Below are 17621 nucleotides of genomic sequence, written 5' to 3'. Positions count from 1 at the left end.
CCTCAGAGATGACCGAAAGCATCCATAACCAGCACATAGCGCGGAGTTCCGTCCACCCGAGGAAGCGAGGAGAGGGGAATCGCCCCGGCCTTCACGAGACCCAAGAGGCCGACAGGCGACCGCCGTTACCTGCACGCCCTCTCGCCCCACCATCCGACTGGAACGGGCAAAAAGAAACAGAAACCAACGGGTCAGTGTCTTGACAGAACTTCTGGCGACAGTTGTTATTAGCGCGTCATTCAGCGGACATATACACCGCCCTCCCGCCGGCCGGTCACAAACCAGGCACCGCCACAGCAGGCCCCCTCCGTACCAGCGGGTTCCCCCGTACCCGGCCCTCTCCCCCTGTGCACACGCAAGCGGCATCGCCATGCCTGCCTCCGGACAGCAGCGGGCCCGGGACCTCAAAGAAGAGGTGAAGAAGCATGTCCGAAGAAACGCCTTCCGGCCGCGGCAGCGGACACGGCGTCAGCCACCGCCGCAGACCATGGCACACCGCCGCCCTCTCGTTGCTGACGCTGCTGGCAGCTCTGGTGGCGTTCCTGATACCCGCCTCGGCCGCCCAGGCCGCCACCACCGTGACCTTCACGACCGGGGCGGCACGGACCGACACCAGCGGCAACACCCTTCAGCTCCACGGCATGGGCATCATCAAGGTCGGTGACACCTGGTACGGCTTCGGCGAGAACAAGACGGGCGTGGACTCGACCAACACGTCCTTCCAGGCCATCGCCTGCTACAGCTCGACCGACCTGGCGAACTGGACGTTCCGGGGCAACGCGCTGTCCCTGCAGAGCAGCGGTGACCTGGGCCCGTCCCGGGTGGTCGAGCGGCCGAAGGTGATCTTCAACGCCACCACCCAGAAGTTCGTGATGTACGTGCACATCGACAGCCTCAACTACGCCGAGGCCAAGGTCGGTGTCGCGACCAGCAGCACACCCTGCGGCTCCTACGACTACCTGGGCAGCTCCCGCCCCCTGGGCCAGCTGAGCCGTGACATCGGCCTGTTCCAGGACACCGACGGCACCGCCTACCTGATGACGGAGGACCGCAACAATGGCCTACGCATCAACCTGCTCTCCAGCGACTACCTCACCCAGGTGAGGACGGTCGCCATCCTGGGCAGTGGTGGCGGCGCCAACAGCTTCGAGTCACCCGCGATGATCAAGGCCAACGGGATCTACTACCTGCTGGCCTCGCGCCTGACCGGCTGGAGCCTGAACGACAACGTCTATTCCACCGCCACCTCCATCGGCGGCACCTGGGCGCCGATGAGGACCTTCGCGGCCCCGGGCACCAAGACGTACGGCAGCCAGACCTCCAACATCATCACCGTGGCCGGCACCTCCGGTACGACGTACATCTACGCCGGTGACCGCTGGAACCCCTCCGACCTCGGCGAGTCCGAGCTCATCTGGCTGCCCCTGACCATCAGGGGCACGACGGTGAACCTCGGCCAGTACCCGACCTGGTCACTGGATGTCGAGGCGGGCACCTGGACGCCGAACAGCGGCGTGCCGAGTGCGGCGGTCCACACCCTGACGAACTCGGGCAGCTCCAAGCTGCTCGACGTCACCGGCTCCTCCACCGCCACAAACGCCAACGTCATCCAGTGGAACGGCACGGGCGGGGCGAACCAGCAGTGGAACGTCACCAAGGTCGCGGACAACATCTACACGCTGAAGAGCGTCAACAGCGGGCTGTGCCTGGACGTCCCCAACAAGTCGACCGCGCAGAACATCCAGCTCATCCAGTGGACCTGCAACGGCGGCGCCAACCAGCAGTTCTTCTTCGACCTGGTCGGCAGTTTCACCGGCAGCCAGTACATGCTGGTGGCCGTGCACAGCGGGCTGAACCTCGGGGTGCTGAACAACGCGACGACGGCCGGAGCGGCGGTCGTCCAGCTGACCGGCACCGGTGCGGCGACCCAGAAGTGGACCGTCGGCTGACGCCCTCGTGGTGAGGTGAGTGCCGGCCCGCTGTCGCTGACCGCGACAGCGGGCCGGCATCATGACCCCGGCCGCGCTCAGCCGGCGGACAGCTGAAACGCCACCCGAGCAAAGCGCTGAGCCAGCGCCCAACTCGACTTCAGCGGGACGCCAGTCGACACCTCTCTGAAGTCGCCCGCACCGACCTCGTTTCAACCGCGTGCCCCATCCGTGCCCTTCAGAGCGGGCAACAGCGGTAGCCAAGGGTGCGATCCCGACCCGACCACGGAACCCTGGTCCCGCGTTACCGCAGGTCAGCGCGGCATACGACGAGCAAGCGCCGTCGCTTCCCAAGCTGAGAGCGCGAGTTCGATTCTCGTCACCCGCTCCAGTAGAAGCCCCCGAGGTCATGGACCCGGGGGTTTGTTGTTGTCGGCCGGACCAGTGGATCGGCGTGCACCACGACGGCACCGTGAACGCGGCGCCAGGGCCTTCTTTACTGCTCCGTGCCACGGCCCCTGCGGTGACGGGTCAGGGCTGGTCGACGCCTGCGTCAGTGCCCGCGCTGGACGTCGGTTTGCGGCCGCAGGTCGCCAGGCTGCACCATCTGCGCCGCCCGCTCGCGTCGAGGAACAGCCAGCCGCAGTCCTCACTGGGGCATCTGCGGACCGTGAAGCGCCTTGGATCCGCGAGCAGTTCGCCCGCGCTACGGGCAACCGCGCACACGGGCAGGCGCAGACCGGCGGAGGAGGAGGGCTGCCAGCGTCCGAGGCCGTCCTCGCCACGGGTGAAGACCGAGTGCCTGGCAGCGTCCTCCACCGCGCCGGCCACCACCTTGAAGGCACGGGCGTCCTCCGGATCGGTCAGACAGGCATACAGGTTCGTACGAAACTGCCGAGCCTCGGCGAGCGTGGCGGCAGCCTCGTCGGGGTGCCGCAGCGCCTGTTCCCGCAGCCGAGTGACCAACCTCTGCTCGACCAGGTCCATATGGCCGGCCCAAACGGCCAGCGTGGCGTAGCCGCGCAGCCACTCCGATCCCGGCAGCCGGTCCCCGCCCCAGCCCGCGTAGGTGTTGCAGAACTCCAGGGCGGGGTGTCCGCTCGTGCTCCATGGCAGCCATTGGTCGTCGACCCGCACGGCGTATACGGGTCCGGGAGGCCGGTCCAGCCGGTGGTCGCCGTGCAACATGCGGTCGTGCAGCGTCTGCAGTTCCGCGCCCGGTTCGATGCCGAACTCGGTCACCAGCGCCTTGCGCGTGCTGCGGTACAGCTCCAAAGCCTCGCTCTGGCGACCGCCGCGGTAGAGAGCGGTCATCTGGGCAGCGACCAGCCGTTCCCGCCCTGGATGCTCCTCGGCCGGCGTGGTCAGATCCGCCACGACGCGGTCGTGAAGACCTATGGTGAGCTGCGCCTCCGCTCGCCGCTCCACGGCGGTCAGGCGCAGTTCGTCGAGGGGACCGCCGAGGCGGGTACGCAGCCGGTCGTCGGCCATGTCGGCGAGCAGCGGGCCCCGCCACAGCCCGAGGGCGTGGTCGTAGAGACGGACTCGCTCCGCCGGGTCACCGGAATCGGCCGCCTGCCGGACGAGGAAGGTGAACTCCAGCGCGTCGATCGTATGAGGGCCCTGCTCGACGGCGTAGCCGTCATGCCGGGTTTCGACCGGCACTCCGTACGGCTTGAGAGCGGCACGCAATCGACCTACGTAGGTGTGGACGGTGCCGCGGGCCGAGGCGGGCGCATCACCGTTCCACAGCAGGTCGATGAGGCGCTCGGTCGTCACGGCCCGGCCCGCGTGCAGCAGGAGGACCGACAGCAGGCACCGCTCCTGGCGGCGGCTGCCCACCAGCACCTGTCGTCCCTCGTGGCAGGCGGCGAAAGGACCGAGCAACTGGAACTCCATGGCGCTCGGCAGCCTAGCGGGGCCGAGCGTCCGCGGTCCGTGCCGGTAGCAGTAGTGGTGAGGGTTTGGTCAGAGGCCGACGGGACACTGGCATCCGCCTCTTCGGCGGAACCTTCCTTTCACCCGTCTGACCAGGGAGAGTCATGCGACGAACCGTTCTCGCCCCGCTGGTGCTTGTCGCCGTGCTTCTGGGAGTGCAGCCCGCGTCGGCCGCGTCCGCCGGAGCCGGCACCGGGTGGGAGCCGGCACCCTCCGCGCCATGGGACGTCGATGCCGGGCTGCGGTGCGACTTCCCTGTTCACGGCGAGCCCGTCATCGACGAGGTGATGCAGCGCGTACTGGACACCTACCCCGACGGCACCGTGAAGCGTGTCGCGTACAAGGGCGATCTGGTCGTACGGGTCACGAACACCGAGACCGGTGCCTTCCACGACGCCGACGCGAGCGGCTCGGCCATCGTCGAGCATCGAACCGACGGCTCTCAGTTCTGGGCCGTACACGGCCCGGTGCTGGTCGGCATCGGTGAGGGCAGGGGCAACCTGCCGCGCGGCCTGTACATCATCGACGGGGTGTACGCCATGGACATCAGCTCCGTCGGGTACAAGGCCGTGAACCCGGTGCACGGGACGACGGACGACCTCTGCGCCCGCATCGACTGACGTCTGCGCGCACCTGCGGTACCGGCGCCGCAGGTGCGCAGAGCCCGAGATACCGACGTCGCAGGTGCGCAGAGCCCGAGATACCGACGTCGCAGGTGCGCAGAGCCCGAGATACCGACGTCGCAGGTGCGCAGAGCCCGAGATACCGACGTCGCGTACAGACACATGCGGCGGTGATTCAAGCCGCTGACCGCGGCTGACGGATCGTCCGTACGGCTTCCGCCGCCTGTCCTCCGGAAAAGCTCCCCGCAGGACCGATGATGCCGCCGCACGACACAAGCCGAGGCCGTGCCCCATCCGTGCCCCCATCCGTGCGCACTCGCCGCCTCGTGGGACCTTGAGGCAGATCTGGACATCGTCGCCGAGGCATCCACTGGCGTCGAGACTGCGGCAGAGGCCCGCAAGCACCCGCCCGGACATCGCCATACTCGACTTGCAGATGCCGCACAGGGACGGCATCACCGTCGCCACGTCACTGCGTGAGGCCCTGCCGAACTGCAGGTCCCTCATCGTGACCAGTCACGGCCTACCAGGTCACCTCAAACGGGCCTTGGAAGAGGGAGTTCGTGGGTTCGCGCCCAAGAACGTCTCCGCCCGGGACCTTGCTCAGATAGTGCGCACGGTCCGCGCCGGAGACCGTTACATCGATCCTGTCCTGGCAGCCGATGCCATCAGCGTCGGCGACTCCCCGCTGTCCCCGCGCGAGGCAGACATCCCCGCTGTCCCCGCGCGAGGCAGACATCCTCGCTGTCCCCCCGCGAGGCAGACATCCTCACGCTCGCCTCCGACGGAGCTTCCATCATCGAAGTCGCCGAGCGCGCCGCGCTCTCCGCCGGCACCGTGCGCAACCATCTCTCCTCCGCCTCCATCAAACCGGGCGCCGAAAATCGCTACGGAGTCATCCACATCGCCCGTGAGCAAGGTGGATCTGATGGGCTCAGCCACGGCTGCGCCCTGCTGGCGGTTGAACAGGTGCGCCTGGCTGGTCACGGCGCTTCTGTGCACCGCAGTTGGCGGGTGCAGTGCACGGTAGCCGGCGAGTCCGTGGCCGAAGCAGCCGGTTCCGCGAGGCCTGGGCGGGAGATGCTCGGAGGGCGTCGCGTGCGATGACGTACGACGCCTCTTCACCGAGGGCAGGGCCTGCGGGCTGCTGCTGACCGACGTGGCCGATGGCATTCGGGTCGGTCTATGCGGCGAGTTCCTGCTCCAGGCCGTCGAGGAGGGCTTGGAGGCCGAACTCGAAGGTCTTGTCGGGAGCGGCGGCGTAGTCGGCCGCAGCCCGGGTGTCCAGCCGTACGCGCAGGCGCGGATAGCGCATGGCGATCTCCTGCGCCTTGGTCATGGTGTGCTGGAACTGCTCTTCGGCGGTGCTGTGGGCCTCGTTGAGTTTCCGGGTGAGCGACGCGGTCGCGGCGGCGCCGGCCGCGTTGCCGAGGACGTAGGTGAAGACGGCGGCCGCGGCCTGGTCGGCCCGGGGGCCGGTGAAGCCGGCGGATTCGTAGACGGCGAGGCTGTGGTCGTCGTGGCGGGCCTTGCCCTCGCCGTAGACGACGTGTGCGGTGAAGACCTGCACCAGCCATGGGTGCCGGGTGAACATCGCGTACAGGTCGGTGGCCATGGCGGTGGCCGCGGTGCGCCAGTCGACCGCATCAAGGTCGGGCAGTGTGAGCTCGCTCCACACCTGGTCGGTGGTGAGCAGGACGAGGTTGTCCTTGTTCTTGACGTGCCAGTACATGGCCGTGGCGGCGGAGTTGAGCCGGTTGCCCAAGGCGCGCATGTTGAGCCCCTCGAGGCCCTCGGCGTCCAGGAGCTCGACGGCGGTGCGGACGATCTGGTCCCGGGTGAGGGTGTCGCGTGCCATGGCCTCACCGTACGCAGCACTTGCACAAAGTTCAAGAAGGCACTTGCACACTGTTCAAGTCCGGGCTTACCGTCTTCTCGGCCAGCCAGTTGAACTAAGTGCAAGTCCAAGGAGAGCCCCGTGAACACCCTTGCCGCCGTCATGCAGCTGCTCGTTGCCGCCGCCTTCATCAGCATCCCGCTGGTCCGCCACCGTTTCGGCCCCGCCGCGAAGGCCGCAGCAGTGGCCGAGCTCCGCCGCCAGAACATCCGTCCGGAGGTGCTGGAGGAGAACAGGCTCCGGTTCGACGCCGGCGGTCACGAGACCGCGGCCCCGGTGGCCGTGGCCGCCGTGATGACCGCCACCGCCGCCGTGAACCTCGCGGGCGCCGACCTGGCCCAGCTGCTGACCTGGATATTCTCCTCGCTGGTGCTGGTGATGAACGCGGTGATCGTCTACAGCAACCTCACCGCGGTGAAGTCCGTGAAGGCCGCCTTCCGCCGCAAGGACGACCCGGAGCTGGCCCGCGTCGAAGTCGAGCCTTTCCTCCAGGCCGCCGAGAGCGCCTTCCCCCACTGGGTGCGCGCCCAGACCTACCTGCGCAACACCGTGGTCTTCGGCGGCTCCGCCGCCGCGCTGGTCGCCGTCTCCCTGATCTGACAACACGTACGGAGGGGGCCTTCGCGGCGATGTGGTCGCAGCGAAGGCCTGTGCCGTTCTCCCGCCGCATGCGCCCAGGCCGACGAGGAGACCCGCCGCCCACGAGCCGCACACCGGCCCCACTCGTCCGCTGCCCGGCTCGTCAACTGCATCCAACAGCTGCTCTACCGGCAGCACCGAGCGGCCGAGTACCTGACGGTCGAGAACCACTCTCCACGGCGACCGTCAACCTCAAGCGAGGGCAGAGACACATTCCTCCCTCCGTTCCGCGGCACCGTGCCCAGCGGCTTCTGTGGCTGCTCCGGCTTCTGTGGCTGCTCCTGCTCCTGCTGCTCCTGCTGCTCCTACTGCTCCTACTGCTCCTGCCGCTCCTGCCGCTCCTGCCGCTCCTGCCGCTCCTGCCGCTCCTGCCGCTCCTGCCGCTCCTGCCGCTCCTGCCGCTCCTGCCGCTCCTGCCGCTCCTGCCGCTCCTGCTGCTCCTGCTGCTCCTGCCAGACGTACCAACGGCAGTGGTACGTAACCGAGTCCTCCCAAAACCCTGCGCTCGTTGTGTCGCGCCGCGTGCCGCACAGTGGATGTCGTGCCGCACCGAAGGCCTGGTGAGGCGGCTGCCGGTCGTGTTCGACTCCCGGCCGCCGCGCTCGTCCTGGGCCGACGACCGACTCCTCCGCCGCGGCGCGAACCGTGTTCCCTGACGCCGGACCCACCGGCCCTACCGGCGCCGTCGGGGCTCTGCAGACCACGACGCCACCCGGCGGGGACTGCTCACCACAGCAGTCGTCCACGCGCCGACCAAGGAGATCCCCCCATTGTCCCGCCGCTTCCTCCTCGTCCTCGGCAGCCACCGCAGCAACGGGAACACCGAGTTGCCCGCGCGCCAGGCCGCCGCCTGACCGCCTTGCGGCGTCACGCCGTCAGCCGCATGTGCGCTGTCACGTCCTCCCGAAGACGGCCGTGACGTCTCGTACGCATGCCGATTCGCGCACCTGACGTGGCCGGTACCGCCACCCGTCCTCCGCCGACCGAGAGAGTGGGCATGTTCGCCGAACCCCCCGAGTCATCAGTTGCTCCCCCCGAGGGATCCGCGCCCGATCCGTCCCGGCGCACGTTCATCGCAACCACCACCGCCGTCGGCGGCGCGGTCGTCGCAGGCGGCCTCGTAGCAAGCCCGTCCGTGTTCGGCGCCGAGCCCGCGTACGCCGCCGAAGCGCCGCCCGGCAGCCGCGTCTCGCTGACGGTCAACGGCAAGCGGCACACCGTCACGGTCGACAACCGCACCTCGCTCCTCGACCTGTTGCGTGAACACCTGGGGCTGACCGGCTCGAAGAAGGGCTGCAACGCCGGCGCCTGCGGCGCGTGCACCGTCCTGGTCGACGGCCATCGGGTCAACTCCTGCCTGACGCTGGCGGTTCGGCTGAACGGCGCCGAGGTCACCACCATCGAGGGCCTGTCGAAGGGCGAACGGCTGCACCCGCTGCAGCAGGCCTTCATCGACCAGGACGCCTTCCAGTGCGGCTACTGCACCTCCGGCCAGATCATGTCCGGCGTCGGCTGCATCAATGAGGGCCACACCGGCTCACCGGAGGAGATCCGGGAGTTCATGAGCGGGAACATCTGCCGCTGCGGCTGCTACGTGAAGATCGTGCGGGCGGTCCAGCAGACCGCCCGCGGGAAATGAGGCCCGGCCCCCATGCATCCCTTCTCCTACACGAGGGCCTCCAACACCAGCGAGGCCGTCGACGCAGGCCGCCGTGGCGGCCGTTACATCGCCGGTGGCACCACGCTGGTCGACCTGATGCGCGAGACCGTCGAACGCCCCGGCGCACTGGTCGACATCAGTGGCCTGCCGCTGCGCGAGATATCCGTCACGGGCCGCGGGGGCCTGCGCATCGGCGCCCTGGTGCGGATGGCGGAGGCCGCCGCCCACCCCAAGGTCCGCACCACCTACCCCGTCATATCGCAGGCGCTGGAGCTGAGCGCGTCCGCCCAACTGCGCAACATGGCCACCATCGGCGGCAACATCATGCAGCGCACCCGGTGCACGTACTTCCGTGATGTGAGCGCCGCCTGCAACAAGCGCGAGCCGGGCTCGGGTTGCGCGGCGCGGGAGGGCGTCAACCGCACCCACGCCATCCTGGGCACCTCCGAGTCCTGTGTGGCCACCCACCCCTCGGACGTCGCCGTCGCCTTCGCGGCGCTGGAGGCGCGCGTGCACCTGCTCGGCCCGGACGGCGAGCGCACCGTCTCCTTCGCCGACTTCCTGCTGCGACCGGGCAACACCCCGAACCGCGAACAGGCCCTCCGTAAAGGCGAGTTGATTACCGCAGTGGAGGTTCCGGCCCTTCCGCGCCCGCTGAAGTCCGGCTATCTGAAGGTCCGTGACCGGCAGTCCTACGAGTTCGCGCTCACCTCCGCCGCGGTCGCCCTGCACATCCGCGGCGGGGTGATCCAGGAGGCGAAGGTGGCCGCCGGAGGCGTCGGCACCGTGCCGTGGAAGCTGCCCGCCGTCGAGCGGGAGCTCATCGGGGAGCGGCCGTCCGACGCCCTGTGGGCCAAGGCCGCGGAACACGCCGACGACGGGGCCCGGCCCCTCCGACACAACCGTTTCAAGGCCGAGTTGCTCAAACGCACCGTCGAACGCCAACTGCGCGTCGTGGGAGGTACCAAGTGAGCCCGCAGCCACAGGCAGCCGTCGGAGCGCCGCTGTCCCGGGTCGACGGCCGACTCAAGGTCACCGGGCAGGCAAAATACGCCGCCGACTTCCCCCACGCTGGAACAACCTCGCGCGGGGGGACCCCCATCCCCGTCGAAGTCGTCCACGCGGTCATCGTCAGCAGCACCGTCGCGCGCGGACGCATCACCGGCATCGACACCCGCGCCGCCGAAGCCCAGCACGGTGTCCTGAAGGTGATCACCCACCTCAACGCGCCCAGGCTGGCGTACCGCGACAACCCGGTCAGCTTCCCCTTCCCGGGCCGGCGGCTGCGCGCTCTCCAGGACGATGCCGTCCAGTTCTTCGGCCAGCCGGTGGCCGTGGTGGTGGCGACCACGCTGGAGGCCGCGCAGCACGCCGGCGACCTGGTCGAGGTCTCCTACGACGCCGAGGAGCCCGCGACCGACCTGACCCGCAGCCCCGGCGTGGACGGGCCCAGGCCCTTCGCGCAGCCCTACGCGCGGGGCGATGCCCAGGAAGCGCTGGGTTCGGCGGACGTCCGGATGGACCTGGCCTTCCGGCTCTCGCGCAACCACCACAACCCGATGGAGACGCACGCCACCGTCGCCCGCTGGGACGGCGACAAGCTCACCCTGTGGGACAAGACGCAGTGGGTGATCGGCGCGCAGAACGAGGCGGCCTCCGTGTTCGGCATTCCGCCGGAGAACGTGCGTGTCCTCTCGCCGTTCGTCGGCGGCGCGTTCGGCAACGCCCTGCGGACCGGGCCGCACGTCGCCATCGCGGCACTCGCCGCACGCGAGGTGGGACGCCCGGTGAAACTCGCGCTGACCCGCAGGCAGATGTACTTCACGGTGGGCTACCGGCCCGCGTACGAGTACAAGCTGAGCCTGGGCAGCACCCGGCGCGGGCGACTGACCGCGATGGTCCACGAGATGAAGTACGAGACCTCCCGCTACGAGCAGTTCTGGGAGGCCAACCAGGCGCTCGGGCAGATGCTCTACGCCGTGCCCAACGTCAGCCAGAGCGTCCGGACGGTGCCGCTCGACGTCAGCACCCCGATGTGGATGCGCGGCCCCGGCTACGGCAGCGCGGCCTTCGCCATCGAGACCGCGATGGACGAACTCGCCCACAAGCTCGGCATCGACCCCATCGAGCTGCGGCTGCGCAACGAACCCGCGGAGGACCCGTCGACGCAGCAGCCCTTCTCCACCCGACGTCTCGCCGAGTGCTTCCGCGTCGGCGCCCGCACCTTCGGCTGGCACCGGCGCGACCCGAAGCCCCGCTCCACCCGTGACGGCGACTGGCTCATCGGCACCGGCGTGGCCACCGGCTGCTACGACGTCTTCCTGGGACAGGCCCAGGCCCACGCCCGGCTCGACGCCGACGGCACCGCGGTGGTCCAGTCCGCCACGCACGACACGGGCACGGGCACGTACACCTCCATGACCCAGGTCGCCGCCGACGCCCTCGGCCTGGCCGTACGCAATGTCACCTTCCGGCTCGGCGACTCCGCCATGCCTCCCGCCCCGCCCCAGGGCGCCTCGCAGACCATGGCCACCGTCGGGTCCGCCGTCCAGGACACCTGCGACAAGCTGCGGCAGCAGGCCATCACCCTCGCGGTGGAGGACGAGCGTTCGCCGCTGCACGGCGTCGCCGCCGCCGATGTCGTGGTACGCGGCGGCCGGCTGCACGTCGAGGGCGACCCCACGCGCGGGGAGACCTACCGGCAGCTCCTGGCCCGCAACAACCGCACCCATCTGGAGGCGCGCGGGTCCTGGGCCGCGGCGGAGAACAACCGGTTCTCGATGTACGGCTACGCCGCGATGTTCGCCGAGGTCGCCGTCGACGCCCGGCTCGGTCTCGTCCGGGTGCGGCGGATGCTCGGCGTGTACGACGCGGGGCGCATCATCAGCCCCAAGCTCGCCGACAGTCAGGCCATCGGCGGCATGGTGGGCGGCATCGGCGCGGCCCTGCTCGAGCACACGGTCACCGACCACCGCGACGGCCGCATCGTCAACGCCAACCTCGCGGACTACCTGGTCCCGGTCAACGCCGACGTCCCCGACCTCAAGGCCGTCTACCTGGACGGAGAGGACAACAGGGCCGATCCCATCGGCGTGAAGAGCCTCGGAGAGCTCGTGCAGATCGGCGTGGCACCCGCCATCGCCAACGCGGTCTTCCACGCCACCGGACGCCGCGTCCGCGAACTGCCCATCACCGCCGAAGCCCTGCTCTGAACCCCGGTCGGCAAGGGGTACCTCCCCCATCCGGGCGGGGTCCCGAGAGCCGTCCCACCGACCGGCCCGCCGCCGCGCCCCCATCCCCCGTGCCGGCGCGGCGGCGGGCTTCCCCACCGCTCCAGGAGAGCCACTCATGCTGAACATCGCGGACACGCTGTACCGCTGGTGCCGCGAGGACCGCCCCTTCGCCCTCGCCACCGTCGTCCAGGTCAGCGGCAGCGCGCCCCTGCCGGTCGGCACCGCACTGGCCGTGGACGCCGACGGCAACGTCGTCGGCAGCATCTCCGGCGGATGCGTGGAAGGCGCCGTCCACGAGCTGTGCCAACAGGTGCTGGAGCCGGGCGAACCCCCGCAACGGGCCTGGTTCGGCTACTCCGACGACGACGCCTTCGCCGTGGGCCTGACCTGCGGTGGCGAACTGGAGGTCCTGGTGCAGCGGGTCGACCCCGCCGGCCGGCCCCACCTCACCACCGCCCTGGAACAGGTGCTGTCCGGTCTGCCCGTCGCCGTGGCACAGGTGGTGGACGGGCCGCAGCGCCTTCTCGGCCGCACCCTGTCCGTTTCCGGGGGCGGCAGCGCGTACGAGGGGACACTGGGCGGTCAGGGGGAGGACCGGGCGGCGGCCACTCGGGTCCGCGCGCTGCTGCGGGCGGGCCGGACCGGCCGCGTCGACGTCGGCGGGGACGCCGACACCTGCCCCGAGAAGCTGACGCTCCTGGTCCACACCCGCGCGGCGCCGCCCCGCATGCTGATCTTCGGCGCCGTCGACTTCGCCGCCGCCCTCAGCCGGGCCGGACACTTTCTCGGCTACCGGGTCACCGTCTGCGACGCCCGCCCCGTCTTCGCCACCCACGCCCGCTTTCCGCACGCGGACGAGGTGGTCGTCGACTGGCCCCACCGCTACCTGGAGGGCACGCAGGTGGACGCCCGCACCGCGATCTGCGTCCTGACCCACGACGCCAAGTTCGACATCCCCCTCCTCCGCCTCGCCCTCGGCCTCCCCGTCGGCTACATCGGCGCCATGGGCTCCCGCCGCACCCACGAACACCGCCTGGACCGGCTGCGGGAGACCGGTGTGCGCGATGAGCACCTCGCGCGCCTGCACTCACCGATCGGGCTCGACCTCGGCGCCCGCACACCCGAGGAAACAGCGATCTCCATCACCGCCGAGATCATCGCCCACTCCAACAACGGCACCGGCCTGCCTCTGTCCCGCGTCCCCGGTCCCATCCACAGGTCCGTCCCCGCGGCCCGGATGCCATCTCCGGCCGAACTCCTGGCCGTATGACAGCGCGCGCCGAGTCGTCGCCCGCTCACAGACGAGCCACAAGCCACGAGCCACATGCCACGAGCCACGAGCCACGAGCCACAAGAATCCGATCGGCGTTGAGGAGAGGCCCCACGTGCTCATCGACACCCATGGCCGGGTGGCCACCGACCTGAGGGTCTCACTGACCGACCGCTGCAATCTGCGCTGCAGTTACTGCATGCCCGAGGAGGGCCTGCGGTGGCTGGCCAAGCCCGACCTGCTCTCGGACGACGAGATCGTCCGCCTGATCGACATCGCGGTCACCTCCCTCGGCATCGAGGAGGTCCGCTTCACGGGCGGCGAGCCCCTGCTGCGCCCCGGCCTGGTCGGCATCGTCGAGCGGATCGCCGCCCTCGGCCCGCGCCCTCGGATGTCCCTCACCACCAACGGCATCGGCCTGAAACGCACGGCGACGGCCCTGAAGGCCGCGGGCCTGGACCGGGTCAACGTCTCCCTGGACACCCTGCGCCCGGACGTCTTCAGGACCTTGACCCGCCGGGACCGCCATCAGGACGTCCTCGACGGCATCGCAGCCGCCCGCGCCGCCGGACTGAACCCCGTCAAGGTCAACTCCGTCCTGGTACCCGGGCTCAATGAGGACGAGGCTCCCGACCTCCTGGCCTGGGCGGTCGAGCACGACTACGAGCTGCGCTTCATCGAGCAGATGCCCCTGGACGCCCAGCACGGCTGGAAGCGCGACGGCATGATCACCGCCGACGACATACTGACCTCCCTGCGCACCCGCTTCGACCTCACTGCCGAGGGCGACGAGGAGCGCGGCTCCGCCCCGGCCGAGCGCTGGCTCGTGAACGGCGGCCCGCGCCGCGTCGGCGTGATCGCCTCGGTCACCCGCCCCTTCTGCGCGGCCTGCGACCGCACCCGCCTCACGGCCGACGGCCAGGTACGCACCTGTCTGTTCGCCCGCGAGGAGACAGATCTGCGTGCCGCGCTCCGCTCGGCCGTCCCCGACGAGGAGATCGCCCGGATCTGGCGGACGGCGATGTGGAGCAAGAAGGCGGGTTCGGGCCTGGACGATCCCTCGTTCGTCCAGCCGGAGAGACCGATGTCGGCGATCGGGGGCTGACCCAGTGGCAGGGCAGACAGAGAGGTACGGAGCCATGGCCGCCGACCGAGCCCATGAGCACCCCGGTCAGGACGCGGGCGCGGACGTCGACGGCCTGGGGAACCACCCGGTGCGCGCCCTCGACGCGATGCACCGGGGCGGTGACGACGAGGTGGGAGATCCGGCATTCGTGGTCGCCGTGCCGTGTCCGCACCGAGGAGATGCCTTCGTAGCCCGCAGGAAACCGGCCGGCGACCTCAAGCCCGAGGTGCCCATCCGGAAACACCAGAAGTTCAGGGACGGTACCGATGACCGGGTCGGCGCATCGTGTCATGGGTCCCAGGTCTCAGCGCAGCTGCTCCATCTCCCAACTGGCCAGCATCCGCAGGGCTTCCTCCGACCGGGATCCCGGCTCGACGGAGTAGGTCATCAGCCGCATAGGGGCGCCCCCGGGCAGCGTCATGGGTTCGTGGACGAGGTCGAACTCCCCCACCAGCGGGTGCCGCATCCGCACGGTCTCGCCGACGATTCCGCAGCTCACGTCGTGCCGTGCCCACAGCCGCCGGAACTCCTCGCTCTTCTGCGACAACTCCTGGATCAGGGAGGAGAAGTGTGCGTCACCGGGACTTTTGCCGGCGTTCATGCGCAGAACGCCGGCGACCCTCAGTGCCACGCGCTCCGGGTCGGCGAAGCGGCTGCGCGCCTCGGGCGAGAGGAAGGCCAGCCGGGCCACGTTGCGCTCCTCGGGCGGCAGTTGGCCCCAGTCCCCGAAGACGGCGGCGGCGAGTCGGTTCCACCCCAGGATGTCCATGCGCCGGCCTACGGCATAGGCGGGCACGCCGAGCGTGTCGATCAGGTGCTGGACGGTGGGCCGCAGTCGCTGCGGGGGCGGCACGGGCTGCGTCGTGCTCTGCCGGTCGGGCTGGGCCAGCCGGATCAGATGGCCACACTCCTCCTCGGTCAGACGCAGGGCGCGGGCGACGGCGTCCAGCACCTCTGCCGACATGGTGTCGCCGTATCCCTGTTCCAGGCGTGCGTAGTACGCGTACGACACCCCCGCCAACTGCGCCAGCTCCTCGCGCCGCAACCCGGGAACCCGCCGCCGCCCGTACGAGGGCAGGTCCACGTCCTCGGGCCTGAGCCGGGCCCTGCGGGAACGCAGGAACTCCCTCAGCTCGGTACGCCGGTCGAGTCCGGACGTCACTTGGTCACCGGACACCACATGCGAAGACATCTCTGTCCTCCAGTTGCCGAACGGGCCTCGCTGGTGCGGAGCAGCGTACAGCATCGACCCCACCACTCATCTTGATACTCAGTCTCACATGGGTATAGAGTCTCTGAATAAGACTTCATTGCAAACAGGAGTGTTCTCATGAGCAAGATCTGGTTCATCACCGGCTCGTCGCGCGGCTTCGGCCGCCAGTTCGCCCAGGCGGCCCTGGAGCGCGGCGACAAGGTCGTGGCCACCGCCCGCAACACCGACTCCCTGGCGGACCTGGTGACCGCCCATGGCGCGGCGATCCTGCCGCTGAAGCTGGACGTCACCGACAAGGCCGCCGCGTTCGAGGCCGTCCGGCGGGCGCACGAGCACTTCGGCCGCCTGGACGTCGTCGTCAACAACGCCGGCTACGGCCTGTTCGGCGCGGTCGAGGAGCTGACGGAACAGCAGGTCCGCGGGCAGATGGAGACCAATTTCTACGGCGCCCTGTGGGTCACCCAGGCCGCCCTGCCCCTTCTGCGGGCCCAGGGCAGCGGCCACATCGTGCAGATATCCACGGTCGGCGGCGTCGTCTCCTTCCCCAACCTGGGCGGCTACAACGCCTCCAAGTGGGCCCTGGAAGGCCTGACCGAGGCCCTCGCCCAGGAGGTCGCCGGCTTCGGCATCAAGGTCACCCTGGTCGAGCCCGGCGGCTTCGAAACCGACTGGGCCGGCTCCTCCGCCACCTTCGCCGCGCAACTGCCCGCCTACGACGAGCTGCGCGCGGCCGTCGCCGCCGCCTGGGGTGACATCAAGTCCGGCGATCCGGCCGCCACCGGCGCGGCCCTGCTGAGGATCGTTGACGCCGACAACCCGCCCCTGCGGGCCTTCTTCGGCACCGCCCCGCTCCACCTCGTCCCACAGGTCTACGCCGAGCGACTGAAGACCTGGGAGGAATGGGCCGACGTCGCCACGCAGGCCCAGGGCGACGCCGCATAGCCGTGCGTCGGCAGCGCCGGCCAGGCCGGCGCACGCCCCCGCAACCACGGGAGCGGTCGGCGAGCGTGCGCACGTCCGCAGCGGGCGGCTGCGGCCTCGCCGACCGAGGCGTTGAACGGCCCGAAGTGCCAGTAGGTCCGGCAGGTCCGGCAGGTGCCGTGGGGTGTGGGTTCGGTCCGTGGCCTGCATCGGGTCGCCGCCTCCCTGCCTGCCTGCCCGGGCAGGCAGGCAGGGAGGCGGCCACGACCCCGCGCAGCCTACGGCCTGATACTGAGTATCAAATTGAGCCCTTGCTGTACCCTTTTCGTATGGCCGAGACCGCCCGTACCGCCGACCAGCCCGCACGCAAGCCGCCCGGCTTGCGTGAGCGCATGCGTGCGACGGTTCAGGCCGAGGTGGTCGAGGTGGCGCACCGGCTCTTCACCGAGCAGGGGTTCGACCGGACGACCGTCGACCAGATCGCCGGCGAGGTGGGCCTGTCGCGCGCCAGTCTGTTCCGGTACTTCGGCACCAAGGAAGACATCGTCCTGGGACGCCTGGCGGAATCCGGCCGCCAGATCACGGAGGCGCTCGCCGCCCGCCCCGATGACGAACGGCCCTGGGAGGCACTGCGCCGGTCGTTCGACGTCCTCACGCGGATGAACGACCAGGCGCCCGAGCAGGCACTCAGCTATCTGCGCATGCTCCAGGAGACCCCGTCACTGCGCGCCCGGCACTACGAGAAGCAACTGAGCTGGCAAAAACTGCTGCTGCCGGAGATCGCCCGGCGGCTGGGGACCAGCCCTGACCGGCCCGAGGACACCAGACCGAGCGCACTGGCCGCCGCCGCGCTCGCCTGCCTGGATGTCGCCGCCACGGGATGGGTGGCCTGTGAGGGTACTGTCCCGCTGGCCGTGCTGCTCGACCGGGCGATGGGCGCGTTGAGGGAGTAACCGGGCCCGCCGCCCCGTCGGCACGCCGGCTCTGCCACGGCCGGAAGCGGCTGACCCGTCCATCACGCCAACGAGATCGGGCTCGGCTGCCTGGACCCTCGGTGGGCGGGTCGCCCGCCCGATACGGATCGGCCGCGAGGCCCTGCGCCGTCTGCCGGCCCGCCGCGAGATCACCTGGTGGACGCCCCCTCCTCAACGCCGCATGACAGGACGGGCCGCG

General features: G+C 70.0%; 14 protein-coding genes and 2 pseudogenes. 12 read left to right on the top strand and 4 right to left on the bottom strand.

Features of this window, described 5'->3' with window-relative positions:
- The first annotated feature begins 425 nt into the window (after positions 1-425).
- A complete protein-coding gene (locus OG858_RS24655; RefSeq protein WP_319316420.1) occupies positions 426-1949 on the top strand; it encodes an RICIN domain-containing protein in 1524 nt (507 codons plus the stop codon).
- Between the two features lie 510 nt (positions 1950-2459).
- Here OG858_RS24655 and OG858_RS24650 read toward each other — a convergent pair.
- Positions 2460-3827 (bottom strand): BTAD domain-containing putative transcriptional regulator, encoded by a 1368-nt coding sequence (locus OG858_RS24650; RefSeq protein WP_328544446.1) that lies wholly within the window; start codon positions 3825-3827, stop codon positions 2460-2462.
- Between the two features lie 143 nt (positions 3828-3970).
- On the opposite strand from OG858_RS24650, the gene OG858_RS24645 reads away from it, so the two are divergent.
- Together OG858_RS24645 and OG858_RS24640 are read left to right on the top strand one after the other, a co-directional pair.
- Positions 3971-4486: a hypothetical protein gene (locus OG858_RS24645; RefSeq protein ID WP_328544447.1), complete on the top strand. Its 516-nt coding sequence runs from the start codon at positions 3971-3973 to the stop codon at positions 4484-4486.
- A 288-nt stretch (positions 4487-4774) separates the two neighbouring features.
- Positions 4775-5410: pseudogene (locus OG858_RS24640) on the top strand (response regulator transcription factor); the annotation flags it as partial.
- 262 nt (positions 5411-5672) lie between these two features.
- Here OG858_RS24640 and OG858_RS24635 read toward each other — a convergent pair.
- A complete protein-coding gene (locus OG858_RS24635) occupies positions 5673-6347 on the bottom strand; it encodes a TetR/AcrR family transcriptional regulator C-terminal domain-containing protein (RefSeq protein ID WP_319068805.1) in 675 nt (224 codons plus the stop codon).
- Between the two features lie 120 nt (positions 6348-6467).
- Between OG858_RS24635 and OG858_RS24630 the strand changes: the two genes are divergently transcribed.
- A complete protein-coding gene (locus OG858_RS24630) occupies positions 6468-6986 on the top strand; it encodes a hypothetical protein (protein WP_086749458.1) in 519 nt (172 codons plus the stop codon).
- Between the two features lie 353 nt (positions 6987-7339).
- Here the strand turns inward: OG858_RS24630 and OG858_RS24625 are convergent, their stop codons facing one another.
- Positions 7340-7693, bottom strand: coding sequence for a hypothetical protein (locus OG858_RS24625; protein WP_328544448.1), 354 nt, complete (start codon positions 7691-7693; stop codon positions 7340-7342).
- Between the two features lie 329 nt (positions 7694-8022).
- Here OG858_RS24625 and OG858_RS24615 point away from each other — a divergent pair, with 329 nt between their 5' ends.
- From OG858_RS24615 to OG858_RS48205, 6 genes and pseudogenes are all read left to right on the top strand, one after another.
- Positions 8023-8664 (top strand): (2Fe-2S)-binding protein, encoded by a 642-nt coding sequence (locus OG858_RS24615; RefSeq protein WP_319068802.1) that lies wholly within the window; start codon positions 8023-8025, stop codon positions 8662-8664.
- Positions 8665-8676: 12 nt separating this feature from the next.
- Positions 8677-9657 carry an FAD binding domain-containing protein gene (locus OG858_RS24610; protein WP_086753145.1) on the top strand — a complete coding sequence of 327 codons (981 nt, stop codon included), beginning with the start codon at positions 8677-8679 and terminating at the stop codon, positions 9655-9657.
- A complete protein-coding gene (locus OG858_RS24605; protein WP_319068800.1) occupies positions 9654-11897 on the top strand; it encodes a xanthine dehydrogenase family protein molybdopterin-binding subunit in 2244 nt (747 codons plus the stop codon). Before OG858_RS24610 ends, OG858_RS24605 begins: the two co-directional genes overlap by 4 nt.
- A 136-nt stretch (positions 11898-12033) precedes the next feature.
- Positions 12034-13188 (top strand): XdhC family protein, encoded by a 1155-nt coding sequence (locus tag OG858_RS24600; RefSeq protein WP_319260722.1) that lies wholly within the window; start codon positions 12034-12036, stop codon positions 13186-13188.
- Between the two features lie 115 nt (positions 13189-13303).
- Positions 13304-14293, top strand: coding sequence for a GTP 3',8-cyclase MoaA (moaA, locus tag OG858_RS24595; protein WP_319260719.1), 990 nt, complete (start codon positions 13304-13306; stop codon positions 14291-14293).
- 34 nt (positions 14294-14327) lie between these two features.
- A pseudogene (locus tag OG858_RS48205) lies at positions 14328-14504 on the top strand (molybdenum cofactor biosynthesis protein MoaE); the annotation flags it as partial.
- Between the two features lie 114 nt (positions 14505-14618).
- On the opposite strand, the gene OG858_RS24585 reads toward OG858_RS48205, so the two are convergent.
- Positions 14619-15476: a helix-turn-helix domain-containing protein gene (locus OG858_RS24585; RefSeq protein ID WP_330346569.1), complete on the bottom strand. Its 858-nt coding sequence runs from the start codon at positions 15474-15476 to the stop codon at positions 14619-14621.
- 168 nt (positions 15477-15644) lie between these two features.
- Between OG858_RS24585 and OG858_RS24580 the strand changes: the two genes are divergently transcribed.
- Positions 15645-16469 carry an SDR family oxidoreductase gene (locus OG858_RS24580; protein WP_086750950.1) on the top strand — a complete coding sequence of 275 codons (825 nt, stop codon included), beginning with the start codon at positions 15645-15647 and terminating at the stop codon, positions 16467-16469.
- Between the two features lie 308 nt (positions 16470-16777).
- A complete protein-coding gene (locus tag OG858_RS24575) occupies positions 16778-17401 on the top strand; it encodes a TetR family transcriptional regulator (protein WP_179201275.1) in 624 nt (207 codons plus the stop codon).
- The last annotated feature ends 220 nt before the right edge of the window (positions 17402-17621 follow it).

Source organism: Streptomyces europaeiscabiei (genome assembly GCF_036346855.1).
In the GTDB taxonomy this organism is placed as follows: domain Bacteria; phylum Actinomycetota; class Actinomycetes; order Streptomycetales; family Streptomycetaceae; genus Streptomyces; species Streptomyces europaeiscabiei.
The sequence above is the reverse complement of the archived record's forward strand: the minus strand, read 5'-3'. Positions and strand labels throughout refer to the sequence as shown.